This is a genomic window from Aurantimonas endophytica (assembly GCF_014196845.1).
GTDB lineage: Bacteria > Pseudomonadota > Alphaproteobacteria > Rhizobiales > Rhizobiaceae > Aurantimonas > Aurantimonas endophytica.
In genome coordinates this window covers 41548-66277 of record NZ_JACIEM010000005.1, presented here as the reverse complement: position 1 = coordinate 66277, position 24730 = coordinate 41548, and the positions used below count along the sequence as shown (strand labels likewise).

Genomic DNA, 24730 nt, shown 5'->3' with positions numbered 1-24730 from the left:
ATTCTGTCGTATCTAGGGCCGTGCGGTTTCGTCGCCGTGCGGCCTCTCGAATACCGCCATCTGACTCGTGCCGCCGAGGTCGCGGTGGTTTCCGGCAATGTCGGAGCAGCTCACCTGGTAGCCGTTGCGGGAGGCGACACCTTCGGCCCATTGGCGAAAACGCGGGCGATCCCATTCGAAGCGGTGATCTGGATGCCGGAAACGGTTCGCGGGAACGCCGAGCAGGCGGTTGAACTCGGCATTCGGCGTCGTGACCACCACCGTTGCGGGCCGCATGGTGGCGAACACCGCACGCTCGAGGGAGCCGAGGCGGGCGGGGTCGACATGCTCGATGGTCTCGACCAGCACCGCGCAGTCGAAGCCGGCATATCGCGGCCCGGCCTCGATCAGCGACCCATGGACGAGCTTGATGCGGTCACTGCCGTCGTCGAGCAGGCTGCCGAGGCGGACGCGCAGCCGCGCCAGCGCCTCATGCGACAGGTCGATGCCGACGAGCCGCTCGATCTGCGGTTCCTCCGCCAGCTCGGTCAGCAGATCCCCGTCGCCGCAGCCGAGATCAAGGACGCTGCTCGCTTTCGAGGCGCGCACGACGCCCAGCACGGCATCGAGCCGCTGCCGGTGCAGCCAGGAGGTCATCCGCCCAACCCCGTCATCCGCCGTTTCCCATGGCCCGGCACCTCGTGGCCGGTCGTTTCAACATCAGATCTCGGCCCAATCGATCCCTCGCCAGACCCTCGGGGACCTCTTGGCAGTGCTAGCGTCGGCGTGAGAGCGGCGCAACACAAGGCCCCCGCCGTGGCGGGGCAGATTCCAGGTGCCCTCGCCTCGCCTTCGTCTGGCGCCCTGCCCCCGCGTCCCCTATCTGCGACGGGAATGACCGCCGGTCGGCGGCCGGGAGACGAAATGATGCGGTGGCTATGGCTCCTTCTCGGAGGCCTCTCCCTCGTCGCCGGCGCCGCCGGCGCGGTGCTTCCGCTGTTGCCTGCGACGCCCTTCCTGCTGCTCAGCGCCTTTGCCTTCTCGCGCGGCTCGCCACGGATCGAGGCCTGGCTCATCGGCCATTCGGTGCTCGGCCCGCCCATCCGCAACTGGCGCCAGGGCGGCACGATCAGCCGGCGGGCCAAGCATACGGCGCTCGCGGTTATGGCCGTCACCTTCGTCGGAAGCTGGCTCTTGGGCGTCGGCGCGACCGTGCTCGCCATCCAGTTCCTGGCCTTGGCCGGCGCCGGCTTCTTCGTCGCGACACGGCCCGAGCCGCAGCGCATCCGCTCCGACGCGGATAGAACCCCGACGCACGAGCCGCGATAGGACCGGGAGGTCAGCCGCCGCTCAGCGCCCGTATGACATTGGGAATGGCGGGCAACGACAGCAGCACGGTGCCGGCCAGCCAGATGCCGGCCACGACGGTGCCGCTCGGCCGGGCAGCCCAGCGCTCGTAGAGCGCCGCCGGGACGCCGGCGGCCATGATGGTCAGCGTCGACAGGATCAGCGCGCTCATCATGTAGACGATCTGGCTGTAGGGCGGCAGCCAGCCGGGATACCAGACCGGATAGAGCAGGAAGACCATCAGCACCCATGGCGAGAAGATGCCGTTGACGATGGCGACGGCCATGACCGGAACGAGTGCGTTCTTTTCCATCGCCTCAGCCCACCTGCGAAGCCATCGGGGCGAGCCCCAGCCGCACCAGCAGCGCGAGATAGGCCACCCTGAGGGCCATCAGCCAAAGCACGCCGAAGATCATCACCACCGGCTGCGTCAGGACGGCCGGGGTGACGAAGCGCACGACCCGCAGGAACGGGTCGGTGATCCCTTTGAAGGCCCGCCAGATGTAGTTGTCCCAGTTTTCCGGCACGAATATCCCGAGAACGAAACGGCCGATCAGCGTATAGGCCACCGCCGCCAGCACGAAGTTCGGGATGTGGAAATACCAGTAGGACCAGAAATCGTTCATGCGGGGGAGACATCCGATGCTGCGATGCCGGCGCGTTATGGCAGCGGCACGCCTGAAATGAAAGCGGGGCCCGTTGCCGGACCCCGCTTCGACTGCCGACCTTCAGGGGTCAGGCGGTCTTTTCTTCCATCATGGTCTTGCCGCGCGGGACGCGCAGTTCCTCGATGAAGGCCTGCATCTCGGCGGACGGCTCCTTGGTCAGCCGCGAGACGACGATCATCACCAGGAAGCCGACCGGCAGTCCGAACGCCGCGGCCGAGAGGTTCTTCACACCCCACCAGTTGGCGATCGTCTGGGCATGCTTGTCGAGCGCCGCCCAGGCAGCAGCCTGTGCCTCAGGTGCCGCCGCCGCATAGGCCGCCTTGAGCTCGGCATACTGCGCGACTGCCTCTGCCGAAGCCGTGGAGAGTCCGCTCCACGTCTCGTAGAAGCCGACGGCGCCGTAGCGGGTGCCGAGCAGGTAGTAGAGGCAGATGCCGAAGCCCGCGATCATGCCGGCCACGGCGCCCGGCGTGTTATTGCGCTTCCACCAGACGCCCAGCACCAGCGCCGGGAACAGCCCCGCCGCAGCAAGCGAGAACGCCCACGACACCATCGCCAGGATGTCGCCCGGCTTGGTGGACGCCACGTAGGCTGCGCAGAGCGCCACGAGCACCAGCAGCACCCGCGACACGATCAGGCGGCGCGAGGTCGGCGCGTTCTGGTCGATCATCTTGTAGTAGATGTCGTGGCTGAGCGCGTTGGCGATGGCCAGCAGCAGGCCATCAGCCGTCGACAGCGCGGCGGCGAGACCACCGGCAGCGACGAGACCCGAGATGACATAGGGCATGCCGGCCATTTCCGGCGTGGCAAGCACGATCATGTCGGGGTTGAGGTTGATGTTGGCGAAGCCGATCGTGGTCACGCCCTGTGTCGCACAGGCCGCTGCGATGGCCGCCGCATCCACCGCGGCAGCGCCGCAGATCTGGACGAGAGCGTTGTCCGCCGCCGCCCATCGCATCATCCAGCCGGCCTTTTCGGCGATGTTGTCCGGCGTCAGGCCGGATGCCACCAGGTCGAGCATCGTCCACTTCGCGAAAGCCGCATAGGCCGGCGCCGTGAAGTAGAGCAGGAAGATGAACAGCAGCGACCACGCCACCGACACGCGCGCCTCACGGACGGAAGGCGTCGTGAAATAGCGCATCAGGACGTGCGGCAGCGATGCCGTGCCGACCATCAGGCAGAGGATGAGCAGGAAGTAGTTGAGGGCGTTGTAGCCGCCATGCGCGAACGGCGTGGCATGGCCGACCGCCAGTCCCTGGGCCTGTTCGAGCGCAGCGATGTTCTGCAGCGCCTCACCCTGCATCAGCTGCGGGATCGGCACGCCGGTCAGCACCGTCGACATCCAGATGGCCGGGATGAGGTAGGCGATGATCAGCACGATGTACTGCGCGACCTGTGTCCAGGTGACGGCGCGCATGCCGCCGAGCATGGAACAGACCAGAATGCCGGCGAGGCCGACATAGACCGCGACGTTGAAGTCGAGGCCGAGGAAGCGGGCCGAGATGATGCCCGTGGCATAGATCTGCGCGACCACGTAGGTGAACGAGCAGGAGAACAGAACGACGACGCCGATGAGGCGGGCAAAGTTGCCGCCGTAGCGGGCCGACAGGAAGTCGGGAACCGTGTAGGCGCCGAACTTGCGCAGATACGGCGCGACGAGGATGGCCACGAGCACGTAGCCGCCGGTCCAGCCGAGGACGAAGGCGAGGCCGTCATAGCCGAGCAGGTAGAGCGTGCCCGCCATGCCGACGAAGGAAGCGCCGGACATCCAGTCGGCGCCGGTGGCCATGCCGTTGTAGATCGCCGGGACGCGGCGGCCGGCCACGTAATACTCGCCGACCTGCATGGTGCGGCTGAGGATGCCGATGATCGCGTAGATGGCGATGGTGAAGCCGACGAAGAGATAGCCGATGATGACGTTCGGAACGCCCAGCCAGCTGAGCAGCGCCATCAGGAGCACGAAGGCGATGAAGCCGCCGGTGTAGATCGTGTAGATGCGGCCGATATTGGAGAGGAAGTCTCCCTTACCTGCCGATCCGCCTACGGTAGTATCTGCCATTGACGTCCCCCCCTCACTCTTCGTCGACGTTGTGTTCTTCGTCGATCCTGTTCTGCTTGCTAGCGAAGATGAACAGCATGATGACGAAGGCGATCAGCGACCCCTGCGCGGCCATGTAGAAGCCCAGCGGGAAGCCGAAGATGACGATCTCGTTCAGTTGCTCCACGAAAAAGTGGATGAAGTATCCGAAGAAGAACCACAGGCCCAGCATGATGAACATGAGCCTTCTTGTCTGCTTCCAATAACTGATGCGATCCAGCACAGCCATCGCTTGTATCCCTCCCTTTATGAGCCGCGATCCTCCTCGACCGGCTGGCCCTGTTAAGTAGTTCCCCTGCCTTACGATGCCGGAGCTCCCGACTATGCGCAGGGCAGAATCGGTCCTGCCGCCACGTAATCTGGAATGGGTACCATTGATCGCTGTCGAAGTTCATACGACTTTAGAATGAAACCGAGGGGAATTGTCGGCCGGCACTGGCGGGCGGGCGTCGTGCCTTGTAGACCTCGGCTTCGGCCGCAACGGGACCGAAGGGAGACAGCCATGGGCCTGTTGGATACTTTGCTGCCCGGTTTTCTGCGGCGACCCGAGCCCATCACGACCGTCGCGGACCTCGCCGACTTCATGGATGCGCGGGCGGCGTTCCTGTCGCAGAAGAGCATCGTGGAATTCTGCCGCGTGCGCGCCGGCGTCTACTGGCAGAAGCTTTTCACTGAAAAGGAGTTTATCGAGGCGCTCGATCATTCCCGCTGGAGCGCCTATCCGGCCTGCTACGCCATGCTCGCGGAGATGATCGAGGGAGCGCTGCGCGAGCCGGCCGGGACGCGCCAGCGCGGTCTGCCGGCCGCCCTCGAGAAGGTCGCGCGCGCCAATTTCTCGCGCTACGGCGTGCCCGCGGGTCGCGACGAGAGCTACTGGGAGGACGCCGTCGCCCTCACCCGCGAGCGCCTCGCCAAGACCCAGGCCGGTCCGCCCCGGCCGGTGCGGGAGATCCCGAAGCCGCTCGCCCGAAAGGTCTTCGAGGCGGTGCCCATCCACCCGGACCTGCTGACCAACGACTACGACTACATCTTCAACTTCCTGCGCATGAACATCCTGCGGGCGCACGAGGATTTCCTCAACCTCGCCGATCGCGCCGCCATCGCCGACGAACTCCTCGGCCCGTCGCGCCACTGAGCAGCGTCAGCGAAACATCAGATCGTGCAGCAGGTCCGGTACCGCCTGGAGCCTTCGCACCAGCTGCTTGAGGTCCTTCTGCTGCTCGCGGCTCAGCGCCGCCAGCTCGACCCGGTTGGACACGGCGATCCCGGCATAGATATCGCGCGTCTGCTGGGCGAGAGCCAGCCGGAGCAAGAGGTCGTGGCCCTCCGCCATGGCCTTCATGTCCCGCTCGCCACCGATGCCGCGCGCCATCAGCCCCTCCAGCCGGTCGCGCGTTCCGGCCGCCCGCACATCGTTCCGGATGGCGAGCGTCCGCGCCGCCGCGACGATGGGGAAGAGCCCATGCTTCTTGATGTCGAAGCGCCCCTCCTCGAGCTGCAGGCTGCCGAACATCGTGAACGGCGTGCCGGCGACGATCTGCTCGCCGAGCAGCTTGGCGAAGGCAGGCTCCGCGTGGCCGCGCTCGTAGGCGTAGTCGAGGAAACCGGCACCCAGCGCCAGATCGCCGTGGACCGGCCGGAGATCGAAGACGATGTCGACATTCAGGAGATCCTCCGGCCGCGAACGACGCACCCATTGGTCGACGCGCGCCTTCCAGCTTTCCAGGCTGCCCCGGAAGCCGGGATTCTTCGCCATGACGCCGCCGCGGCAGAAAGGCACGCCGGCCGCGTCCAGCATCGCGGCCAGAAGCTCCCCGAAGGCGGCGAACCAGCGGTCTTCCGGCCCGTCCGGATCGCCCTCGGCGAAGATCACGGCATTGTCCTGGTCCGGCGCCAGCAGGCTCTCGCCCCGTCCTCCGGACCCCAGAACGAGGACGGCATAGGGTGATGGCGGCGGTCCCTCGCCCGCGGCCTGCATCGCCTGTTCGGCCAGCACGGCGGCCCGCCGGGTCAGCGCGCAGAGCTCCTCGCTGACGATCGAGGCGACGCTCCTTGCGTCGATGTCCTCGCCCAGCAGCGAGCGCGCGACGCCCGGCAGTGTCGCCCAGGCCGCGGCGAGCGCGGCGGCGTCAGGAGCGTCCTCGATCGCGTCGTCCAGCTTGATCGCCGAGCCGGCGCGCAGGCGCAGCAGGTCGCGCGCCGACAGCATGCCGACAAGCCGGCCGTCGTCGCTGCGCACCGCGAGATGGCGCAGCCCCAGCCGGTCCATCCGGCCGATCGCCCGGTAGGCGAAGGCAGCAGCGCGTACGCTGGCGAGCGGGCGGGAGGCGATCGCTCCCACGGGGGCAGCCAAGGCCTCCTCGCGCTCGTTGGAGATCTGCCGCAGCATGTCGCGCTCCGTGACGATGCCGTAGGCCTCGACCGGCTCGCCCGGCACGCCGCGCTCGGAGACCAGCACCGAGCTGATCTTGCGCGTCACCATCAGGTCGATGACGCGCCCTGCCGGCTCGCTCGCGGCCACCACCACCGGGGGATGGCTCATCAAGGTGTCGACGCGGTGGCGATAGGCGTAGGGGTCGACCGGCTGAAAGGCCGGGGCACGCGGCCGCGCCACCGGCTCCACCCAGCCGGCGCGATGGCCGGCCTCGAGCGCATGCGACAGCATCAGGCACGCGTTCTCCGCCTCGCCCAGCGTGCGGATGCCCTGCTTGCGCAGTTCCGGAAGGAGCGCGACGAAGATCTCGCCCGCCGCGATCGCGTCGCCCAATCCGGTGTGCCGGCCCTCCACCCTCACCCCCAGCCAGTCTGCGATCATGTCCAGCGAATGATCGGCGAGTTGCGGGTGCGCCACCGTTGCAAGCAGCCGGACACAGAGGGAGCGGGGCTTTTCCCAGGCGAGGCCCGCCCGCCGACATTCCCGCTCGAGCACCGCAAGGTCGAAGCCGATCGTGTGACCGACGAGAATGCGCGAGCCGACGAAGCGCTGGAGCGTCGGCCATTCCGCGGCAAAGCTTGCCGCGCTGCGGACGTCGGAGTCGCTGATCCCGTGAATCCGCGTCGATGCGGGCGGAATCGGCTCCCCCGGATCGACCAGCAGGTCGAGCCGATCGCCCGGCACGACCTTGCCGCGCTCTATGCCGACCGCCCCGATCTGGATTATCCGCGCCCGGCCGGCGTCGGGGCCCGTGGTCTCGGTGTCGACCGCCGCAGCGGCAAGCGCGATCAAGGGCGTCGCGCCGGTTGTCGTCTCCATGGCACCGCCTTTCGAAGGGTCGCGGGTTACCCGAGGTCCGCTGCCGCGCCGCCCGGAACCCGCAGGATGCACGATCGGCCCCAGCTCTGTCTTGACGTTGCGCAATGCGGTAATATCCACCGATCGGCAAGGAGCTGTCATGATGTTCCGGGACCGCGTCGATGCCGGCCGCAGGCTCGCCGCGGAGCTTGCGGGCTACAAGGGCGAGGATGTCGTCGTGCTGGCGCTGCCGCGCGGCGGGGTGCCGGTGGCAGCGGAAATCGCCACGGCGCTCGACGCGCCGCTGGATCTCGTGCTGGTGCGCAAGATCGGCGTGCCGGATCAGCCGGAGCTTGCCATGGGCGCCGTCGTCGACGGCGAGGTGCCGCTGGTCGTCCGCATCCCGCAGATCATCCGGGCGGCCGACGTCGATGAAGCGACGTTCGAGCGCGTCCTCGCTGCAGAACTCGCAGAGATCGCCCGGCGGCGGCTGATCTATCTCGGCGATCGGCCGCGCGCTCGCCTTGCCGGTCGGATGGTCATCGTCGTCGACGACGGGCTCGCCACCGGCGCGACCGCCAGGGCGGCCCTGCACGCCGTGAGGCAGCAGAATCCGAAGCGCCTCGTCCTTGCCATCCCGGTCGCCGCCGCCGACTCCCTTGCGGATTTAGCGGAGGAGGCCGATGCGGTCGTCTGCCCCGAGCCGCAGCAACGGCTCGACGCCATCGGCTATTACTACGACGATTTCACGCAGACCTCGGACGAGGCGGTCCAGGCGATCCTCGCGCGCTTCCCGGCCGAGCGGGCACGGGAGAGCCGCGGCGACGCGGCAGGCAGTTGATCGTCGCCCGTGGGGCGGCGGGCTCCATGCGGCGGCAGGCGGGTGTTCCGGTGCCGACGCCCATTTGATCCGGATCATCCCGTTCGCCGGATCGTGTGCGAATATCCGTGGCGACGCCGGCCCTGCCGGCGGAAAATGCGATCAGGGAGGTGAGACCATGTCCATCCGAGTGCTCGACAAGACCGAATGGCAGTCATATTGCGACCGGGTTTCCAAGGGGCTGGCCGGACAGCGCGCCAGTATCGAGATCTCCGGGCTGTCCCTCGGCCACCAGGTGGCGGCTTCGTCGCTGCCGCTGCTCGGCATCGCCTACGAGCCGAGAAGCGACCTGCTGGAGATCGCCCTCGAGGGCGTCGACCATCTCATCCGCCACCCACGCCAGATCGTCGTCGACGACGGGCTCGACGGCCTGCGGAGCATGGAGATCATCGACGCCGAGGACCGGCATCAGATCGTGCAGCTGACCGAGCCGCTGATGCTGACCAGCTGGTCGTGACTGCGGGCGCCGGCGGTCGCTCCGCTGGTCGTCGGCGTCAGCTCTCTTCCCGGTCAAGCAGCGCCAGGGTGCCGGCGTCCATCCGGCCCTCGAAATAGCGGTCGAGTGCGCGGTGAAAGAGCCCTTCTTCCGCTGGCGCCACCTTGGCGAAGAGCGTCATCGACGAATGGAACTTCATGTCGTCCGGGGAGCCGAAAATAGTGTTCGCCGAGCGACCCTCGACGCCGAGCACCGTTTCCGTGCAGCGCTTCAGGCGCGGCCCGAGCACCGGGTGATCGAGGTAGGCGCGCGCCTCTTCGGCCGAGCCGATGGCGTAGAACTGCGCCGTCGGCGAGCGGCCAAGCCCCTGAAGCTGCGGGAAGACGAACCACATCCAGTGGCTTCGCTTCCGGCCCGCGACGAGTTCCGCCAGCACCGTCGCGATGACCGGGTCCTGCGCTTCGACGAACCGGTGGAGGTCGTGGCGCTGCTCCATTCTAGGTCTCCTTCGTCGGGCGCCGGCGCCGCTTTGCCGGGACGTCGACCAGTTCGATCCAGGCCGGCGCGTGGTCGCTGGCCTTCTCCCAGCCGCGCACATCCTTGTCCACGCCAGCGGCAGCAAGTCTCGGCGCGATCGCCGGGCTGAGCAGGAAGTGGTCGAGGCGCAGGCCGGCATTGCGGCCATAGGCATTCCGCAGATAGTCCCAGAACGTATAGATCACCGCGTCCGGGTGAAGCGCGCGCACGGCGTCGAGCCATCCCTGTTCCAGAAGACCCGCATAGGCGGCGCGGACTTCCGGCCGAAACAGTGCGTCGTCCACCCAGCGCTCCGGCTTGTACACGTCGAGATCGGTCGGCATGACGTTGTAGTCGCCGGCCAGCACCACCGGCGCGCCGGTCTCGATCAGCATCTTGGCATGGTCGGCGAGGCGCTGGAACCAGCGCAGCTTGTAGTCGAATTTCGGCCCCGGGGCGGGGTTGCCGTTCGGCAGGTACAGGCAGCCGATCAGGACGCCCCGCACCGCCGCCTCGATATAGCGGCTCTGCTCGTCCGCGTCCTCGCCCGGCAGGCCCCGCATCGTTTCCAGCGGCCGGGTGCCGCGCGCGAGGATCGCGACGCCGTTCCAGCTGCGCTGCCCGTGCCAGATCGCGCCATAGCCGGCCTTCTCGAGCGCTGTGGCCGGAAACTTGCCGTCCGGGGCCTTCAGCTCCTGCAGGCAGACGACGTCCGGCGTCGTCTCCTCCAGCCAGCGCAGCAGGACGGCGAGCCGCCCGTTGACGCCGTTTACGTTGAAGGTCGCGATCCGCATCGCTGGCGCCGTCAGGCGGCCTGCATCCGGGCGAGCCAGCTGAGCCCTGCGTCCGTGCCGGCGCGCGGCCGGTACTCGGCCCCGACATAGCCGTCATAGCCCAGCGCATCGATCGCCGGCAGCAGCCAGTCATAGGCGACCTCGCCTTCGTCCGGTTCGGCGCGCGACGGCACCGCGGCGATCTGCACATGGCCGATCAGCGCCCGGTGCGCCTCGAAGCGCCGCAGCAGGTCTCCCTGCGTGATCTGCGTGTGGTAGCAGTCGAACATGATCTTCAGCTCCGGCCGGCCGACACGCGCGACGATCGCGGCCGCGTTTTCGATGCCGACGAGGAAATAGCCGGGCGCGTCGCGGTGGTTCAGCGGCTCGATCAGCACCGTCATCCCATGTCCCGCCGCCAGGTCGCAGGCATGGTGCAGATTGGCCTCGAACGCTTCCGCTGCGCCCTCCAGCCCCAGCGATTTCCCGGCCATCACATGGACGGCGGACGCGCCGATTGCGCCACCGTAGGCGAAGGCCTCGTCGATCGCGGCGCGCGCCTCCGGCTCGCGTCCCGGCAGGGCGGCAAGTCCGAAATCGCCGGCATCGGGCCCTTTTCGCGTATTGATCCCGAGCATCGGCAGCCCGGTCTCGTCGAGCGCTGCGCGCACGGCGCCGCTGTCCTCCTCATAGGGCCAGTGGCATTCGACGGCCGCGAAACCGGCGCGATGGGCGCGGCGGATCGCATCGGGCAGACCCATCTCCGTCCACAGGAAGCCGAGATTGGCGGAAAAGCGCGGCATCGGGGAACTCCCTGGCGGTATTCGCGCCACGAAAGCGGCGGCAGAGCCAGCAGCTGTTAACGGCAACGACAGGGTGCATCCATAGCTGAATCGGAAGCCGGAGTGGAAGCCGGGTCTTCCCCATTGCGTTTGCGCTGTAACGGACGCGCTTGGAATTCGGGCGCGCCGGGGTATCATGCGCCGCCATGCGCAACGCCTTCGGGCGGGCGCCATTCGAATGCCGCGGAGATCGCCTCTTCATGACAGCCTCGATTCTGGAAGCCGGCAGCAGCACCGGCTTGCCGGTCTTCGCCGACATTGGAGCGGCACGCCGGCGTCTCGAGGGCGTTGCACATCGCACACCCGTGCTCACCTCCCGCTTTGCTGACGAGCGTACCGGCGGCCAGCTCTTCTTCAAATGCGAGAACCTGCAGCGGGCCGGCGCCTTCAAGTTCCGCGGCGCCTACAACGCCATTTCGGCGCTGCCAGCCGAGGCCCGGCGCCGCGGCGTCATGGCCTATTCCTCCGGCAACCACGCCCAGGCGATCGCCCTGGCAAGCCGGCTGCTGGACGTCGCCGCAACGATCCTGATGCCGATCGATTCGCCGGCGATGAAGATGGCCGCGACGCGCGGCTACGGCGCCGAGGTGGTGACCTATGATCGCTACACGGAAGATCGCGAGACGCTGGCCCGCGATCTTGCGGCCGAGCGCGGTCTGACGCTGATCCCGCCTTACGACCATTTCGACGTCATCGCCGGCCAGGGCACGGCGGCGGCCGAGCTCATCGAGGAGACCGGGCCGCTCGACATGCTCCTCGTCTGCCTCGGCGGCGGCGGCCTCCTGTCCGGATGCGCCCTTGCCGCCACCGCGATGTCGCCCGGCTGCCAGGTGATCGGCGTCGAGCCGGAAGCCGGCGACGACGGCCGGCAGTCCCTGGCGAAGGGCGAGGTCGTGACCATTCCGGTGCCGCGATCCATCGCCGACGGCGCGCTGACGACGCATCTCGGCGAGCTTACTTTTCCGATCGTCCGCGAACTGGCGAGCGAGATCGTCACCGTATCGGATGAAGCGCTGGTCGAGGCGATGCGCTTTTTTGCCGAGCGAATGAAGATGGTGGTCGAGCCGACCGGCTGCCTTGCGGCAGCGGCCGCCTTCAGCGGCGCCGTTTCGTGCGAAGATCGCCGCGTCGGGGTGATCGTCAGCGGCGGCAATGTCGACCTGGCGAGCTACGCCCGCTTTCTCGCCGGTTGAAGCGTCCGCCGGGCGGCACGCAACCGTCGAATGTCGCGCGAAGCAGGCGCATAGGGTTAGTCGAGTGGCAGCCAATTAACAGGATGGCTGTCGGGTTCGAGGAGTGACGCGTGATGTCGGGATTTGCGGCCAAGATTGTGGCGAGCCTCGCCTTCGTCTGCCTGTCGGTCGGGGCGGCGACAGCCCAGCAGGCCGCGGCCTGCACCTCATCCACGCTGGGCAATCCGCCCCGCGAAACGATCCGTTGTCCGGGCGGACTGGTGATCGAGGCGGAGGCCGCCGCCGACATCACCATCCGGGCGCCGGCCGCGAACGCCGCCCCCACCAGCGTCGCTTTGACCGGCCGCGCTGTGCTGATCGATCTGACACCGGCCCGCAGCTTCCAGATCCTGACGCCGCACGCCATCGCCTCGGTGCGCGGCACCGTCTACGCCGTGGATGTCGAGACCGACACCACGGCGGTGTTCGTCTCGCGAGGCGCGGTGCAGGTCGCCGCGCGCCAGGGTCCCGGCGTCGTGACGCTCGGCCCCGGCGAGGGCGTCGACGTCCGCCCGGGCGAGCCGCTCGTCGTGCGCCGCTGGCCGCAGGAGCGGGTCGCGCGGCTCCTGGCCCGCTTCGGGCGATGATCCTGCGGCGGCCCGCCGGATACCTCCTGTGGACCGCCGTCGCCGTCCTTGCCACCATCGCCTGGTCAGGCTGGCTCGCCGCCATGCATCTTGCGGGTGAACGCAGCCTGGTCGACCGCATCGAGGAGCCGCTGACCGATCTCCGGCTGCTCGTCGCCGGGCCGCTGCCGCCGCCCGCCAATGTCGCCATCGTCGCCATCGATGATGCGACCGTGGCCTCGGAAGGCGGCTATCCGCTGCCTCGCAGCCGGCTCGCCGCTCTCGTGCGCGCCATCGATGCCGCCGGCGCCCGCGCGCTCGCCATCGATCTCCTGCTGGTCGATCCGACCACGCCGCAGGATGATGCCGCATTGGCGGAGGCGCTCGCGAGCATCCCGACCGTCATCGCCGCCGCCGGCCGGTTCGACCGCAGCGACGCGGCGGCCGGCGCCTTTCCGGCAACGGCAGACGAGCTGTGGCCGCTGCCTGCCTTCACCGCCGCGGCGTCGGTCGGATTCGCTAATGTCTCCACCGATGCCGCCGGCACGCCGCGCCACCTTCCCCTCCTCTTCCAAACCTCGCGCGGCCCGATGCCGGGCTTCGCGCTGCGGGCGGTCGGGCTCTACGACGGCATCGACCCGGTGCTCGGCCGCGACGGGGTCACGACGGCCGGCTCCGTCGTGCCGCTGGATCTTGGCTGGAACCTTCCGCTTCGCATCCATGGCCCGGCGCGCAGCATCGGAACCGTCAGCGCGGCCGATGTGCTGGCGGGAAACGGCCGGGCACTCGGGGGTCGCCTCGCGCTCCTTGGCGTCTCCGCGACGGCGGTCGGCGATACGTTCGCCACGCCGTTCGATCCGGTCACGCCCGGCGTCGAGATCCTGGCGACCGGCATCGCCAACCTCCTCGATGGCACCGCCCTCGTGCGGGACGTGGCGATCCGCCGGATCGACGCTGCGGCCGCGCTGGTCCTCTCGGTCGGCGGCGTGGCGCTGGTCTCGCTGCTGCCGCTCACCGCAGGGCTGGTCATCGCGGCGAGCGCCCTTCTCCTCTGGATCGCCGCAACCTTCGTGCTTCTCGGTGAGGGTCTCTGGCTGAGCGCCGGGCTGCCGCTCGCAGCCGCGCTGCCGCCGATCGGCATCGCCGTCCTGGCGCGCCAGATGCACGAACGCCGCGTGACGCGCCGGCTCGAAGAGGCCGAGCGAAGCCTCCGCCGTTTCCAGCCGCCGGCGCTCGCCCGGCGCATCGCCCGTGATCCGCAGTTCCTGCGAGAGCCGATCGAGCAACCGGCGGCGATCCTCTTCATCGACCTGTCCGGCTTCACCACCCGCAGCGAGGAACTCGGCCCGCTGCGCACGCGCGCCTTCTTGAAGGAGTTCCATACGATCGTCGTCGAGGAGACCGCAGCCCGTCAGGGCGTGGTGCTGAACTTCATGGGCGACGGCGCGATGACGGTGTTCGGCGTGCCGGATGCCGCGCCGGACACCACCTCGCAGGCGCTCGCCGCCGCCTTCGCACTGACGCGGCGCGTCGGCACTTGGCTGCGCACGGCGGCGGGCGTCTCCCATGGGATCGGGGTCCGGGTGGGCCTGCACTACGGCACCGTCGTGCTCTCCCGGCTCGGCCACGACGCCCACCAGCAGATCACCGTCAGCGGCGACAACGTCAATGTCGCGAGCCGGCTGACGGAAGTCGCCAAGGCGCATGGCGCGACGCTGGCCGTGTCGGCGGAGCTTCTCGATACGCTGGACAAGGATCGGGCCGGCTTCGGCGAGCCGGACTCGGTCCAACTGATCGAGATCCGGGGCCGGCGGCAGCCAGTCACGGTCGCGCTCTGGCTCGGCGGGAATCGCGACTCCGACGGGTCGCTCGCCTGACACGCCACCCCGCGTCCTGAACGAGCCGCATCCGCTCCTATCTAAGGGTCGACGAGATGGGAGAGCCCATCTGCCCGCCACCGACGAGGAAACCGAACTGTCCCCACCCGCTCCTGACCGCCATGTCGTCCTGCTGGGCGCCGGCCACGCGCATGTGGCGGTGCTGAAGGCCTTCGGCGAGCGACCGATGCCCGGCGTCCGGCTGTCTCTGGTGACGCGCGACGTCCGCACGCCCTATTCGGGCATGCTGCCCGGCTTCGTCGCCCGCCTTTACGACTATGACGAGCTGCTGATCGATGCGGCCGGCCTGGCGCGCTACGCCGGCGCGACGCTGCTGCGCGGCGAGGCCATCGGCCTCGACCCGCAGGCGAGAACGCTCTCGGTGCGTGGCCAGGGCGAGCTCGGCTACGACCTGTTGTCGATCGATATCGGCTCGGTGCCCAATCGCGCGCCGGACGCGGCCGGGATCCCGGTCAAACCGATCGGCGATTTCGTCGACCGGCTGGATGCGCTCGGCGGAGCGGCAGCCGCCGGCAGCAGCGACGACTTCACGGTCGCGATCGTCGGGACCGGGCCAGCCGGCGTCGAGCTTGCCTTCGCCCTCGCCCGACGCCTGCAAGGGGTGGGAGACGGCCGCGGAGCGACGATCGTCCTGGCGGGACGGGACCCGGAGATCCTGTGCGAACGCAGCCTCCGGACCCGCCGGCGACTGGCCCGCGCGCTCGCGGACAAGGGCATCCGGCTTGAAACCGGCTTCGATGTGACGGGCTTCGAGCATGGCGAACTCCGTGCCGCCGACGGCCGTCGCATCCGGGCCGACACCGTGCTCTGGGCCACCGAGAGCGCGGCGGCGCCCTGGCTGCGCGGCACCGGCCTGGCGCTGGACGCGAGTGGCTTCATCGCCGTCGATGCGACGCTGCGCTCGCTCTCGCACCCCGCGGTCTTCGCCGCCGGCGACATCGCCGCCCTGCCCGATCCGCGGCCCAAGGCCGGGGTCTTCGCCGTCCGGCAGGGCGCGGTGCTGGCGCGCAACATCCGCCACGCCCTGGAGGCAACGCCGCTCGAGCCCTACCGGCCACAGCGCCACTGGTTGACGCTGCTGTCGACCGCCGACGGGCGCGCCGTCGCCGACAAATGGGGACTCTCCCTCGAGGGACACTGGGTCTGGCGCTGGAAGGACTGGAACGACCGCCGCTTCGTCGACGGTTACAATGCGGTCGCGCGCCGCGCCTCGTTATAGTCCCGGCCTATTCGACCGTGATGCCGGGCGCGTACGACGGCGCGCCCGAGAACGCCACAATCGGTGCCGCGCCGAGATAGCGATCGATCAGTTCGGTGACATACGCATCCCGTTCGCGGCCGGAGCGGCCACCCATGACGACGACGAGAATGCGATGTCCGCCCCGCGTCGCGGTCGCGATGAGGTGGAACCCGGAGTCGCGGATGTAACCGGTTTTCAGGCCGTCGACGCCCGGCACCTTCCCGAGCAGCTTGTTGGTCGCGGTGTAGTGGCGGCCGCCGTAGTCGAAGCCGGTCTTCGAGAACATCGGCGCATAGGCCGGGAAACGCGCCAGCAGAGCGCGGGCGAGCGTCGCGAGGTCACGCGCCGTCGAGACCTGGCGCGGATCCGGCAGGCCGGAGGCGTTGACGAAGCGGGTGTGCCGCATGCCGAGCGAGCGGGCCTTGGCTGTCATCGCCGCGGCGAAGGCGGGCTCCGAGCCGCCGAGATTTTCGGCGATCGTCGTCGCGACGTCGTTCGCGGATTTCACCGCCAGCGCCTGCGCCGCATCGGCGACGCGGATCGTCGACCCGGGCTTCAGCCCCAGCTTCGACGGCACCTGCGCGGCCGCGTTTTCGCTGACGACGAGTTCGCTCCCGAGCGACAGCTTGCCGCTCGCCACCGTCTCGAACAGCAGATACAGCGTCATCATCTTGGTCAGCGACGCCGGATAGCGCAGCCCGTCCTCGGCGTCGGCATAGAGCGTCCGGCCGCTCTGATAGTCGAGCACGAGCGTCGAGACACCACGAATCTCCGGCTCGCCGAGGGCGATGTCGGTCGCCGACGTCGAGGCATAGGGCAGCAGCCCCGCCGAGGTCAGCTCCGTCGACCGGCAGGCGACGAGCGACAAGGCGAGGAAGGCGACGACCGCAGCCTTGGGGGCGTCGATCAGGCAGAACCGGCGAAAGCGGTTTCCGTTCACGGGGCGAACCTCGGTGTGGTTTCAATGAGCTAGGCGCGCCCGGCTTGGCCTGTCAAACTGACAGCATCCCCTTCAGGCTTGCTTAACGCTCCCTGTGCCCCGGCGAGCACAATTCGACTGACATTGCGTCGGCCCGAGTCGCTGTCCGGCCTGCGCAGCGCCGTGTCGCAGCCGCACGATGCTTTGCTGCAGTGCACCGCCTATGCTGCGGCAACCAGCGCGATTCGCTTGCCGGCACAAGCCGGCGGCGGTGATCGCCCTGCCCTGCAGACGAGACCGACAGGCCTGCCATGACCGACAACGCTTTCATCCTGACGCTCGCCTCGAAGGACCAGCCCGGCATCGTCGCCGCGGTGACGACCGAACTTGCCGACGCGGGCGCGAACATTGCCGAGAGCGCCCAGTTCTGGGACCGGCAGAGCGACCGGTTCTTCCTGCGCATCGCCTTCACCGCGCCGGCGGGAACGCAGCGCGACGCGCTGGAGCGGCAGCTCGCGCCGGTCGTCTCTCGCTTCGACCTTAAGACCACGATTGCCGACCTGTCGCGCGTGCCGCGGATCGTGCTGATGGTCTCGAAATTCGACCACGCGCTGCTGCACCTCCTCTACCAGATCCGGGTCGGCTGGCTGCGCGCCGAGATCGTCGCCATCGTCTCCAACCACGAGGATTCGCGCCGCACCGCCGAGTACGAAGGCGTGCCGTTCCATCACTGGCCGGTGACGCGCGAGACCAAGGCCGATCAGGAAGAGAAGCTCCTGACTCTGGTGCGCGAGAGCGATGCCGATCTCGTCGTGCTCGCCCGCTACATGCAGGTCCTGTCGGACAATCTCTCCCGCCGTCTCTCCGGCAAGATCATCAACATCCACCACTCGTTCCTGCCGAGCTTCAAGGGCGCCAAGCCCTATCACCAGGCGCACGAACGCGGCGTCAAGCTGATCGGCGCGACGGCGCACTACGTCACCGCCGATCTCGACGAGGGCCCGATCATCGAGCAGGAAACCGAGCGGGTGACGCATGCGATGTCGCCGGACGATCTCGTCGCCGTCGGCCGGGACGTCGAAAGCCGCGTCCTCGCGCGTGCGGTGAAGATGCATCTGGAGCAGCGGGTGATGATCAACGGCCACCGCACGGTGGTGTTTCAGTAGCCGCCCCGCCGCTCAGTACGGCAGCTCGGCTCAGGCCACCGCCGCCATCGTCGCCGGCGCCGCGCCCGGCTGCAGCGCGAAGACGTCGTGCGGCGAGAAGAACAGATCGACGACCGCGCCTCGGACGGGCGGCGGCGAGGTCGGGCGGTTGAACGTGTCGGCGAGGATCGTGCCGCCGGCGACGGAGAGACGCAGCCGTACCACCGAGCCGAGGAAATGCGCGTCCTCGACGCGGCCACTGAGCCGGTTGATCCGCTCCGGCGACGGCTCGAGCTTCACCGCCTCCGGCCGCAGCGCCAGCGTAACCGGCGAGCCGGTGGCCCCAGGGCTCGGCTCGGCGAGCGTCACCGGACTGCCGTCCACCGTCACGCTGCCGCCGGCCGTCCGCACCCCCTCGATCAGGCTGAGCGTGCCGACGAAGCCGGCGACGAAGCGGTTGTTCGGCCGGTTGTAGATCTCGAACGGCGCGCCGCACTGCTCGATCCGGCCCTCGCTCATCACCACGATGCGGTCGGACATCGACAGCGCCTCTTCCTGGTCGTGGGTGACGAAGATCGTGGTGATCCCGAGCTCGCGCTGCAGGGCGCGGATCTCCTCGCGCAGCGACAGGCGGATCTTGGCGTCCAGCGCCGAGAGCGGCTCGTCGAGCAGCAGCACCCGCGGGCTCGGCGCCAGCGCCCGCGCCAGTGCCACGCGCTGCTGCTGGCCACCGGAGAGCTGGTAGGGATAGCGGTCGGCGAGATGCGGCAGCTTGATCAGCTGCAGCATCTCCTCGACCCGCGGCGCAATCTCGCTTTTCGGCTTGCCGGCGACCTTCAGCCCGAACGCGACATTGTCGGCGACCGAGAGATTGGGAAACAGCGCATAGGCCTGGAACACCATGCCGATCCGCCGGCGGTTCGGCTGCTGGTGCGTGACGTCCTCGCCGTCGATGCGGATCGTCCCGGAACTCGGGATCTCGAAACCAGCGACCATCCGCAGCATCGTCGTCTTGCCGCAGCCGGAGGGCCCGAGAAAGGAGACGAACTCGCCCTTCTGGATGGCAAGGTCGAAGCCGTGCACCACCGTGTTGGGGCCGAAGCTCTTGGTGACGCCGGAAATGTCGAGAAAGCTCATCTTGCGGCACGCCTGGACAGGGTGAACAGGGAACGGGGCAAGCGGCGCCCGCCGGTCGCCTTGCGGCCGGAGAGCTGGATCAGCGCCATGCAGGCCCAGGTGATGGCAAAGGCGATCACCGCCAGCGCCGCCGGCTCGTAGGCCCGGTTGGCGCCGACCAGCGCCAGATAGGGACCGAAGGCCGGACGGTTGAGCAGGCTCGCCAGCACGAACTCGCCGATGACGATCGCAAAGGTCAGGAACGCGCCCGACAGCACCGCGGCCCGCACGTTCGGCAGGATGATCTTGAACAGGATGGTGCTGCGCTTCGCCCCGAGGCTCTCGGCCGCCTCGGTCAGCGTGCGGATGTCGATCGCCGCCATGCCGGTATCGACCGCCCGGAACATATAGGGCAGCGACAGAACCACATAGCCGAAGACGAGCAGGAGGTTGGTGCCGTTGGCGCTACCGGTAAAGGGCAGGAACGAGGAGGAATTGTAGAGCCGCAGATAGCCGAACACGAGGACGATGGGCGGGATCACCAGCGGTAAGAGCGTGATGAACTCGACTACCGGCCGCAGCTTGGGGAATTTTAGCCGCACCCAGTAGGCGGTCGGCACGACCAGCAGCGCCCCCAGCACGATGGTGGCCGACGCCGCGACGATCGAGAACAGGAACGTTTCGCGGAAGCGCGGGTCGGCGAAGACCACCCGATAGGCCTCGAAGCTCCAGATGCCGCGCAGCATCGACAGCGAGAACTCGAATGTCGCGACCAGCGGCAGCAGGAAATACAGCGCGCCGATCAGGACGACGAGATAGGGGCCGACTGTCGAGGCCTTCATCGCTGCCACCGCTCGGCGCGGGCCCGCAGCCACAGATAAAGAAGGTTCGAGCAGCCGGTGATGACGATCATCCCGAAGGCCAGCGCATAGCCGAGATTGGGGTTGTAGAGCACGTCGCCGCGGATCTGCGCGTAGAGCAGGATCGGCACGATGTTGAGCGACGACCCGGTCAGCGCATAGGCGGTGGCGATCGCCCCGAAGGCGTTGGCGAAGAGCAGCAGGAAGCAGCCGAGGATCGAGGGCGCCAGCACCGGCAACCCGACCATCCGCCAATACTGCCAGCTGGTGGCGCCGAGGATCGACGAGGCCTCGCGCCATTCCTTCTTCAGCCCGTCCAGCGCCGGCGCGATGATCAGCACCATCAGCGGGATCTGGAAATAGAGATAGGTGATCGTCAGGCCCCAGAACGACAGGAGGTTGAAGCCGAGCCGGTAGATGTTGATGCCGAAGCTCTCGTTGAGGAACACCGTGACGAGGCCCAGCCGGCCGAGCGTCGCCAGGAACGCGAAGGCGAGCGGGATACCGGCGAAGTTCGAGGCGACGCCGGAGAAGGTGAGGATGGTCGGGCGGATCCAGGCCGGCAGTCCGCCATGGACGATCGCATAGGCGATGAAGAAGCCGATCAGCGCCCCGAGCGCCGCCGAGGCGGCGCTGATCTTGATGGAGATCCAGTAGGCCGCCATGATCTGCGGCGTGAACAGGCCATGGATATTGGCGAGCGTCAGCGCCCCGGTCGGATCCTGAAAGGCACCGAAGACCAGGTAGACCGTCGGGCCGACCAGGAAGAGTAGCGCGAAAAGGAAGAACGGGACGATGCCGAGCCAGGCAAGCGAGGCCGACGGGCCTTTCGCAGGCGGCCCCGCGACCGACCGTGCATCCGGCAGAACTCCGTCGACGACTGACGCCATGCTTCCCCGCTCCGACGCCTTGCCTGATGGGACCGCCGGCTGGCGGCGGTCCCCTTGTTCAGACCGAGATTACTGGACGGTGGCGCCGACGACGCTGTCCCACTGGCTGGTGATCGCCGCCTTGGCGGCATCCTGGTCCTCGAGGCTCGGGAACTTCGCCTTGTCGTAGGCGGCGGCCGGCGGCAGACGGTCGAGCAGGTCCTGCGGGATCTTGCCGGCGGCCGACATCGCGTTGAAGCGGATCGGGTGGCAGTAGCCCTTCAGCCAGGTCAGCTGGCCCTCGTCCGAATAGAGATACTCCATCCAGAGCTTGGCAGCGTTCGGATGCGGCGCGTAGGCGCTGATCCCCTGGACGTAGACGCCGGCGACGACGCCGGAATTCGGCACGACGACTTCCGTCGGGGGGTTGCCGGCGAGCGTGTCGCGCGAGGAAAGCGCGTTGTAGTCCCAGTGGATCAGCACCGGCGTCGTGCCCTGCGCCAGCGTCGCGGTGGTGCCGACCACCGGCACGAAATTGCCGGCTTCGTTGAGCTGCTTGAAGAAGTCGAGACCGGCCGTGCCGACAGCCGCCGCGTCAGCGTCGGGGCTCTGCGCGAGGCCAGCTGCGTAGACGGCCTGGATCGCCTGGTTCGAGGTGCGCGGATCGCCGGCGAGCGCGACCGAGTTGGCGAATTCCGGCTTCAGGAGATCGGCCCAGTCCTGCGGGACCTCCTCGACGATGTCCTTGTTCACCTGGAAGGAAAGCACGCCGTAATAGTCACCGTACCAGTGGCCGTCGGCATCCTTGGCCTCGTCCGGGATCTCGTCCCAGGTCGCGACCTTGTAGGGCATCAGCAGGCCCTCGGCCTGGGCTGCCGGGCCGAAGGAAAGGCCGACGTCGATGACGTCCGGCGCCTGCGGGCCGGTATTGCCCTGGTTGGCCTTGATCGCCTCGATCTCGTCGCCGGAGCCGGCGTTCGGGTTGAGCTCGTTGATCTCGATGCCGTACTTCGCCTTGAAGCCGGAAATCATCTCGCCGTAATTGCACCAGTCGTGCGGCAGGGCAATCGTCGTCAGCTGGCCTTCTTCCTTGGCCGCGGCGACGAGTTCGTCCATCGACATCGCCGCTCCGTCGGCAGTCTGGGCGAAGGCCGCGCTGGTCGAAAGCGACAGGATCGCGGCGAGTGAAGCGATACGTTTGCAGGACCTGTTCATAACGAAACCCTCTCTGGCCGTCCGCCGCGATTGGCGAAGGCGATCAACCCCAGTCGTCTCACTCGGAGCGCCGGTGCGGTAGCACCGCCGCATGACACTTCGATGTCGCTTTCCGGCCGCAATGTTCCGGTCGCCTGCCAGGGCGCCTCCAAGGCGATCCGTCATCAATCCGATATTAAGCACCGCTAACCCGTCATCCGGCAAGAGCAGGGAAAACCATGACCGGATTGTCCGCCTTCACGGCTGCCGGCCGCTTCTATCGCGGCAACATCCACACCCATTCCGACCGCTCCGACGGGGCGCTGTCGCCGCATGAGGTCTGCCGCCATTACGAGGAGGCAGGCTACGATTTCCTGTGCCTCTCGGACCACTTCCTGGAGCGCTTCGGCTTTCCCGTCACCGACACGACGGCCTTCCGCAGCAACCAGCTGACGACGATCTACGGCGCCGAGATCCACGCGCCCGAGAACAGCCACGGCGAAATCTGGCATCTGCTCGCCTGCGGCCTGCCGCTGGATTTCGCGCCGCTGCAGCCCGGCGAGGATGCCGTGGCGCTGGCGACGCGCGCCGTGGCCGCCGGCGCCTTCCTCGGCATCGCGCATCCGCAATGGTCGTCGCTGAGCATCGAGGACGGGCGCCAGATGGCCGGCATCGCCCATGCGGTGGAGATCTGGAACACCGGCTGCGACGTCGAATGCGCCCGCGGCGACGGCACGATGCTGCTCGACGCGCTGCTCAACGAGGGCCACCGCCTGACCGGCTACGCCGCCGACGACGCGCATTTCAAGCTGGCCGACTACAATGGCGGCTGGATGATGGTGAAGGCCGAGGCGAACGAGCCCGAGGCGCTGCTCGCGGCGATGAAGGCCGGCGCCTATTACTCGACGCAAGGGCCGGTGATCCTCGGTCTTGTCGTCGACGCCGATCAGATCGAGATCACGTCCTCCGCGGCCGTCACGGTCTCGCTCGTCGGGCGCGGCTCGCGGGCGGAATGCGTGACCGGCCGCCAGCTGACCCGCGCTACCCTGCCGCTGACGCGCTTCGCCGGCGACTGGTGCCGGGTGGTGGTCACCGATGCCGCCGGCAAACGCGCCTGGTCGAACCCGATCTGGCTCTGAGGGTACCACCCGAAGCGGCCAGCGCTGGGCAAATCGGGTCGGAGGGCCTATGTCCGCCCCGCCGCCACATAATGTGGTCCCCGACGAGGCTCCTGCGGCCACCGCACCACCAAGCTGACTGTGACCCCGCCCATGCGCGCCGCCATCTATTTCACGCCCCCCGCCGGCGCCGCCCTGACCCGGGCGGCTGCGGAATGGCTCGGCCGCGGCGCCTTCGACGGCGAGCCGACCCGGCCGCGCGACAAGCGCCTCGATCCGCTGGTCGAACAGCCGGCGCGCTACGGCTTCCACGCCACGATGAAGGCCCCCTTCCGCCTCGCCGAGAGTACTGACCTCGCCGATCTCGATGCCCGGCTGGCGGCTTTCTGCGCCTCGCGGGATGCGTTCGACATCGACCGGCTGGTCATTGCCAGGCTCGGATCGTTCTTCGCCTTCGTCCCCGAGACCCCGCCGGTCGCGCTGGCTGAACTCGCCGAAGCCGTCGTGCGAACCTTCGAGCCGATGCGCGCGCCGACGAGCGAGGAGGAAATCCGCCGCCGCGACCCGGACAAGCTCAGCGAGCGCCAGCGCGAACAGCTGGCAGAATGGGGCTACCCGTACGTGTTCCACGATTTCCGCTTCCACATGACGCTGACCGGTTCGGTCGAGAAGGCCGAGCGGGCCAAGGTGGAGAAGCGGCTCGCCAAGCATTTCGGCTCGCTCGACGGCGCCCCCATCGCCATCGACCGGCTGGCGATCTTCATCGAGCCGGAGCCCGGCGCGCCGTTCCGGCTGCATTCGATGCACCCGTTCGATCCCCGCCGCGACAGGGCGGAGGTCGCCGGCGCGCTTGTCGCTTGACTTGCCGGCCGGCGCCGTTCTTGCCTCATCCAGACTGTCGTTACCGGGAGGAATCGAGATGACGGATGTAAGCGTCGGGGTGTTTTCCAGCATTGCCTGCCGGCTCGGCGAGGGCGCGACCTACGACCCGGCGACCGGCACCGCCTGGTGGTTCGACATCGAGGGCAAGGCGCTCCTCGAAAAGCCGACCGATGCCGACGAGGCGACCGTCCACCCTTTGCCCTTCATGGCGAGCGCGCTGGCGGTGATCGATGGCGACCGCCAGCTGATCGCCGCGCAGGACGGGCTCTACGTCCGCGACCGCCGCAGCGGCCGTCTGTCGCTGCACAAGCCGTTGGAAGCCGAGAACACCGCCACGCGCTCCAATGACGGGCGCGTGCATCCTTCCGGCGCGCTGTGGATCGGCACGATGGGGATCGAAGGCGAGCCCGGGCTCGGCGCCATCTACTGGTATCGCGCCGGCGAATTGCGCCAGCTCTATCCGGGCATCGGCATTCCGAACTCGATCTGCTTTTCGCCGGACGGCCGCATCGCCTATTTCACCGACACCAAGCTCTACCGGCTGATGCGCGTCGCGGTCGACCCGGCAAACGGCCTGCCGATCGGCGAGCCGCAGACCTTCTTCAACCATACCAGCCGCGAGGGCGGCATCGACGGCTCGGTCTGCGACGTCGACGGGCAGGTCTGGAACGCCCGCTGGGGCTCGGGCATGCTCGACACCTACGCGCCGGACGGCACCCGCATCGGCTCGGTCGCCATCGGCGCCCGCCAGGTCACCTGCCCGGCCTTCATCGGCCAGAGCGCCGACCGGCTGATCGTCACCTCCGCCTGGAGCGGCATGTCGGACGCCGAGCGTCGGGAAGACCCCGACGCCGGCAAGACCTTCCTCCTCGACCTGCCGGTCAAGGGCCGGCACGAGCCGAAGGTGCTGCTGTAGGCTC

The 24730-nt window shown here is 68.4% G+C and carries 26 protein-coding genes; 12 read left to right on the top strand and 14 right to left on the bottom strand.

Annotated features, from left to right (window positions below; genetic code table 11):
* Positions 1-12 precede the first annotated feature (12 nt).
* The gene (locus GGR03_RS17885; protein WP_183210149.1) at positions 13-636 is read right to left on the bottom strand and encodes a methyltransferase domain-containing protein; all 624 of its coding nucleotides are present in this window, start codon (positions 634-636) and stop codon (positions 13-15) included.
* A gap of 267 nt (positions 637-903) precedes the next feature.
* Here GGR03_RS17885 and GGR03_RS17880 point away from each other — a divergent pair, with 267 nt between their 5' ends.
* Positions 904-1308 (top strand): YbaN family protein, encoded by a 405-nt coding sequence (locus tag GGR03_RS17880; protein WP_210292201.1) that lies wholly within the window; start codon positions 904-906, stop codon positions 1306-1308.
* Between the two features lie 10 nt (positions 1309-1318).
* Here GGR03_RS17880 and GGR03_RS17875 read toward each other — a convergent pair whose 3' ends face one another.
* The 4 genes from GGR03_RS17875 to GGR03_RS17860 all read right to left on the bottom strand — a co-directional run bounded on the left by GGR03_RS17875 (position 1319) and on the right by GGR03_RS17860 (position 4321).
* Positions 1319-1639 (bottom strand): hypothetical protein, encoded by a 321-nt coding sequence (locus tag GGR03_RS17875; protein WP_183210148.1) that lies wholly within the window; start codon positions 1637-1639, stop codon positions 1319-1321.
* 4 nt (positions 1640-1643) lie between these two features.
* Positions 1644-1952, bottom strand: coding sequence for a YggT family protein (locus GGR03_RS17870; RefSeq protein WP_183210147.1), 309 nt, complete (start codon positions 1950-1952; stop codon positions 1644-1646).
* Positions 1953-2061: 109 nt separating this feature from the next.
* A complete protein-coding gene (locus GGR03_RS17865; RefSeq protein WP_183210146.1) occupies positions 2062-4053 on the bottom strand; it encodes a sodium:solute symporter family protein in 1992 nt (663 codons plus the stop codon).
* A 13-nt stretch (positions 4054-4066) separates the two neighbouring features.
* On the bottom strand, positions 4067-4321 hold the full coding sequence (locus tag GGR03_RS17860) for a DUF4212 domain-containing protein (protein ID WP_183210145.1): 255 nt from the start codon (positions 4319-4321) through the stop codon (positions 4067-4069).
* A 273-nt stretch (positions 4322-4594) separates the two neighbouring features.
* Between GGR03_RS17860 and GGR03_RS17855 the strand changes: the two genes are divergently transcribed.
* The gene (locus tag GGR03_RS17855) at positions 4595-5227 is read left to right on the top strand and encodes a hypothetical protein (protein WP_183210144.1); all 633 of its coding nucleotides are present in this window, start codon (positions 4595-4597) and stop codon (positions 5225-5227) included.
* A 6-nt stretch (positions 5228-5233) separates the two neighbouring features.
* Here GGR03_RS17855 and GGR03_RS17850 read toward each other — a convergent pair whose 3' ends face one another.
* The gene (locus GGR03_RS17850) at positions 5234-7345 is read right to left on the bottom strand and encodes a DUF294 nucleotidyltransferase-like domain-containing protein (RefSeq protein ID WP_183210143.1); all 2112 of its coding nucleotides are present in this window, start codon (positions 7343-7345) and stop codon (positions 5234-5236) included.
* Positions 7346-7484: 139 nt separating this feature from the next.
* Here GGR03_RS17850 and GGR03_RS17845 point away from each other — a divergent pair, with 139 nt between their 5' ends.
* Both GGR03_RS17845 and GGR03_RS17840 read left to right on the top strand, forming a co-directional pair.
* The gene (locus tag GGR03_RS17845) at positions 7485-8165 is read left to right on the top strand and encodes a phosphoribosyltransferase (protein WP_183210142.1); all 681 of its coding nucleotides are present in this window, start codon (positions 7485-7487) and stop codon (positions 8163-8165) included.
* A gap of 157 nt (positions 8166-8322) precedes the next feature.
* Positions 8323-8661, top strand: coding sequence for a DUF5335 family protein (locus GGR03_RS17840; protein ID WP_183210141.1), 339 nt, complete (start codon positions 8323-8325; stop codon positions 8659-8661).
* Positions 8662-8698: 37 nt separating this feature from the next.
* Here the strand turns inward: GGR03_RS17840 and GGR03_RS17835 are convergent, their stop codons facing one another.
* Genes GGR03_RS17835 through GGR03_RS17825 form a run of 3 tightly spaced genes read right to left on the bottom strand, consistent with a single transcriptional unit; the run spans position 8699 to position 10732 of the window.
* Complete coding sequence (locus GGR03_RS17835) at positions 8699-9136, bottom strand: DUF1810 domain-containing protein (protein ID WP_183210140.1); 438 nt, start codon at positions 9134-9136, stop codon at positions 8699-8701.
* Between the two features lies 1 nt (position 9137).
* Positions 9138-9950 (bottom strand): exodeoxyribonuclease III, encoded by an 813-nt coding sequence (xth, locus tag GGR03_RS17830; RefSeq protein ID WP_183210139.1) that lies wholly within the window; start codon positions 9948-9950, stop codon positions 9138-9140.
* Between the two features lie 11 nt (positions 9951-9961).
* Complete coding sequence (locus GGR03_RS17825; RefSeq protein WP_183210138.1) at positions 9962-10732, bottom strand: hydroxypyruvate isomerase family protein; 771 nt, start codon at positions 10730-10732, stop codon at positions 9962-9964.
* A 239-nt stretch (positions 10733-10971) separates the two neighbouring features.
* On the opposite strand from GGR03_RS17825, the gene GGR03_RS17820 reads away from it, so the two are divergent.
* The 4 genes from GGR03_RS17820 to GGR03_RS17805 all read left to right on the top strand — a co-directional run bounded on the left by GGR03_RS17820 (position 10972) and on the right by GGR03_RS17805 (position 15686).
* Positions 10972-11964, top strand: coding sequence for a threo-3-hydroxy-L-aspartate ammonia-lyase (locus GGR03_RS17820; RefSeq protein WP_183210137.1), 993 nt, complete (start codon positions 10972-10974; stop codon positions 11962-11964).
* A 113-nt stretch (positions 11965-12077) separates the two neighbouring features.
* Positions 12078-12590 (top strand): FecR domain-containing protein, encoded by a 513-nt coding sequence (locus tag GGR03_RS17815; protein WP_183210603.1) that lies wholly within the window; start codon positions 12078-12080, stop codon positions 12588-12590.
* Positions 12587-14446, top strand: coding sequence for a CHASE2 domain-containing protein (locus GGR03_RS17810; RefSeq protein WP_183210136.1), 1860 nt, complete (start codon positions 12587-12589; stop codon positions 14444-14446). The genes GGR03_RS17815 and GGR03_RS17810 overlap by 4 nt, the downstream gene beginning before the upstream one ends.
* 70 nt (positions 14447-14516) lie before the next feature.
* Positions 14517-15686 carry an FAD-dependent oxidoreductase gene (locus GGR03_RS17805; protein ID WP_183210602.1) on the top strand — a complete coding sequence of 390 codons (1170 nt, stop codon included), beginning with the start codon at positions 14517-14519 and terminating at the stop codon, positions 15684-15686.
* 7 nt (positions 15687-15693) lie between these two features.
* Here the strand turns inward: GGR03_RS17805 and GGR03_RS17800 are convergent, their stop codons facing one another.
* Complete coding sequence (locus tag GGR03_RS17800; protein WP_252920294.1) at positions 15694-16647, bottom strand: serine hydrolase; 954 nt, start codon at positions 16645-16647, stop codon at positions 15694-15696.
* Between the two features lie 290 nt (positions 16648-16937).
* On the opposite strand from GGR03_RS17800, the gene purU reads away from it, so the two are divergent.
* On the top strand, positions 16938-17792 hold the full coding sequence (purU, locus tag GGR03_RS17795) for a formyltetrahydrofolate deformylase (RefSeq protein ID WP_183210135.1): 855 nt from the start codon (positions 16938-16940) through the stop codon (positions 17790-17792).
* 30 nt (positions 17793-17822) lie between these two features.
* Here purU and GGR03_RS17790 read toward each other — a convergent pair whose 3' ends face one another.
* From GGR03_RS17790 to GGR03_RS17775, 4 genes are all read right to left on the bottom strand, one after another.
* The gene (locus tag GGR03_RS17790; RefSeq protein WP_183210134.1) at positions 17823-18908 is read right to left on the bottom strand and encodes an ABC transporter ATP-binding protein; all 1086 of its coding nucleotides are present in this window, start codon (positions 18906-18908) and stop codon (positions 17823-17825) included.
* Positions 18905-19729 carry an ABC transporter permease gene (locus tag GGR03_RS17785; RefSeq protein WP_183210133.1) on the bottom strand — a complete coding sequence of 275 codons (825 nt, stop codon included), beginning with the start codon at positions 19727-19729 and terminating at the stop codon, positions 18905-18907. The genes GGR03_RS17790 and GGR03_RS17785 overlap by 4 nt, the downstream gene beginning before the upstream one ends.
* Positions 19726-20637, bottom strand: coding sequence for an ABC transporter permease (locus GGR03_RS17780; protein ID WP_183210132.1), 912 nt, complete (start codon positions 20635-20637; stop codon positions 19726-19728). The genes GGR03_RS17785 and GGR03_RS17780 overlap by 4 nt, the downstream gene beginning before the upstream one ends.
* A gap of 69 nt (positions 20638-20706) precedes the next feature.
* The gene (locus GGR03_RS17775; RefSeq protein WP_183210131.1) at positions 20707-21831 is read right to left on the bottom strand and encodes an ABC transporter substrate-binding protein; all 1125 of its coding nucleotides are present in this window, start codon (positions 21829-21831) and stop codon (positions 20707-20709) included.
* A 218-nt stretch (positions 21832-22049) separates the two neighbouring features.
* Here GGR03_RS17775 and GGR03_RS17770 point away from each other — a divergent pair, with 218 nt between their 5' ends.
* The 3 genes from GGR03_RS17770 (at position 22050) to GGR03_RS17760 (ending at position 24726) form a co-directional block, all read left to right on the top strand.
* Entirely contained in the window at positions 22050-22949 is a 900-nt protein-coding gene (locus GGR03_RS17770; RefSeq protein WP_183210130.1) for a CehA/McbA family metallohydrolase, read from the top strand.
* Between the two features lie 132 nt (positions 22950-23081).
* The gene (locus GGR03_RS17765; protein WP_183210129.1) at positions 23082-23789 is read left to right on the top strand and encodes a DUF1045 domain-containing protein; all 708 of its coding nucleotides are present in this window, start codon (positions 23082-23084) and stop codon (positions 23787-23789) included.
* Between the two features lie 58 nt (positions 23790-23847).
* Positions 23848-24726, top strand: a complete 879-nt coding sequence (locus tag GGR03_RS17760) for an SMP-30/gluconolactonase/LRE family protein (protein ID WP_183210128.1) — start codon at positions 23848-23850, stop codon at positions 24724-24726.
* The last annotated feature ends 4 nt before the right edge of the window (positions 24727-24730 follow it).

Bases quoted from the DNA above. Each gene is read 5' to 3' on its own strand.
- GGR03_RS17885 (WP_183210149.1), bottom strand. From the start codon at position 636: ATGACCTCCTGGCTGCACCGGCAGCGGCTCGATGCCGTGCTGGGCGTC.
- purU (WP_183210135.1), top strand. From the start codon at position 16,938: ATGACCGACAACGCTTTCATCCTGACGCTCGCCTCGAAGGACCAGCCC.
- GGR03_RS17855 (WP_183210144.1), top strand. From the start codon at position 4,595: ATGGGCCTGTTGGATACTTTGCTGCCCGGTTTTCTGCGGCGACCCGAG.
- GGR03_RS17840 (WP_183210141.1), top strand. From the start codon at position 8,323: ATGTCCATCCGAGTGCTCGACAAGACCGAATGGCAGTCATATTGCGAC.
- GGR03_RS17820 (WP_183210137.1), top strand. From the start codon at position 10,972: ATGACAGCCTCGATTCTGGAAGCCGGCAGCAGCACCGGCTTGCCGGTC.
- GGR03_RS17875 (WP_183210148.1), bottom strand. From the start codon at position 1,639: ATGGAAAAGAACGCACTCGTTCCGGTCATGGCCGTCGCCATCGTCAAC.
- GGR03_RS17825 (WP_183210138.1), bottom strand. From the start codon at position 10,732: ATGCCGCGCTTTTCCGCCAATCTCGGCTTCCTGTGGACGGAGATGGGT.
- GGR03_RS17780 (WP_183210132.1), bottom strand. From the start codon at position 20,637: ATGGCGTCAGTCGTCGACGGAGTTCTGCCGGATGCACGGTCGGTCGCG.
- GGR03_RS17835 (WP_183210140.1), bottom strand. From the start codon at position 9,136: ATGGAGCAGCGCCACGACCTCCACCGGTTCGTCGAAGCGCAGGACCCG.
- GGR03_RS17790 (WP_183210134.1), bottom strand. From the start codon at position 18,908: ATGAGCTTTCTCGACATTTCCGGCGTCACCAAGAGCTTCGGCCCCAAC.
- GGR03_RS17845 (WP_183210142.1), top strand. From the start codon at position 7,485: ATGATGTTCCGGGACCGCGTCGATGCCGGCCGCAGGCTCGCCGCGGAG.
- GGR03_RS17870 (WP_183210147.1), bottom strand. From the start codon at position 1,952: ATGAACGATTTCTGGTCCTACTGGTATTTCCACATCCCGAACTTCGTG.
- GGR03_RS17860 (WP_183210145.1), bottom strand. From the start codon at position 4,321: ATGGCTGTGCTGGATCGCATCAGTTATTGGAAGCAGACAAGAAGGCTC.
- xth (WP_183210139.1), bottom strand. From the start codon at position 9,950: ATGCGGATCGCGACCTTCAACGTAAACGGCGTCAACGGGCGGCTCGCC.
- GGR03_RS17865 (WP_183210146.1), bottom strand. From the start codon at position 4,053: ATGGCAGATACTACCGTAGGCGGATCGGCAGGTAAGGGAGACTTCCTC.
- GGR03_RS17775 (WP_183210131.1), bottom strand. From the start codon at position 21,831: ATGAACAGGTCCTGCAAACGTATCGCTTCACTCGCCGCGATCCTGTCG.
- GGR03_RS17760 (WP_183210128.1), top strand. From the start codon at position 23,848: ATGACGGATGTAAGCGTCGGGGTGTTTTCCAGCATTGCCTGCCGGCTC.
- GGR03_RS17765 (WP_183210129.1), top strand. From the start codon at position 23,082: ATGCGCGCCGCCATCTATTTCACGCCCCCCGCCGGCGCCGCCCTGACC.
- GGR03_RS17770 (WP_183210130.1), top strand. From the start codon at position 22,050: ATGACCGGATTGTCCGCCTTCACGGCTGCCGGCCGCTTCTATCGCGGC.
- GGR03_RS17810 (WP_183210136.1), top strand. From the start codon at position 12,587: ATGATCCTGCGGCGGCCCGCCGGATACCTCCTGTGGACCGCCGTCGCC.
- GGR03_RS17850 (WP_183210143.1), bottom strand. From the start codon at position 7,345: ATGGAGACGACAACCGGCGCGACGCCCTTGATCGCGCTTGCCGCTGCG.
- GGR03_RS17815 (WP_183210603.1), top strand. From the start codon at position 12,078: ATGTCGGGATTTGCGGCCAAGATTGTGGCGAGCCTCGCCTTCGTCTGC.
- GGR03_RS17880 (WP_210292201.1), top strand. From the start codon at position 904: ATGATGCGGTGGCTATGGCTCCTTCTCGGAGGCCTCTCCCTCGTCGCC.
- GGR03_RS17785 (WP_183210133.1), bottom strand. From the start codon at position 19,729: ATGAAGGCCTCGACAGTCGGCCCCTATCTCGTCGTCCTGATCGGCGCG.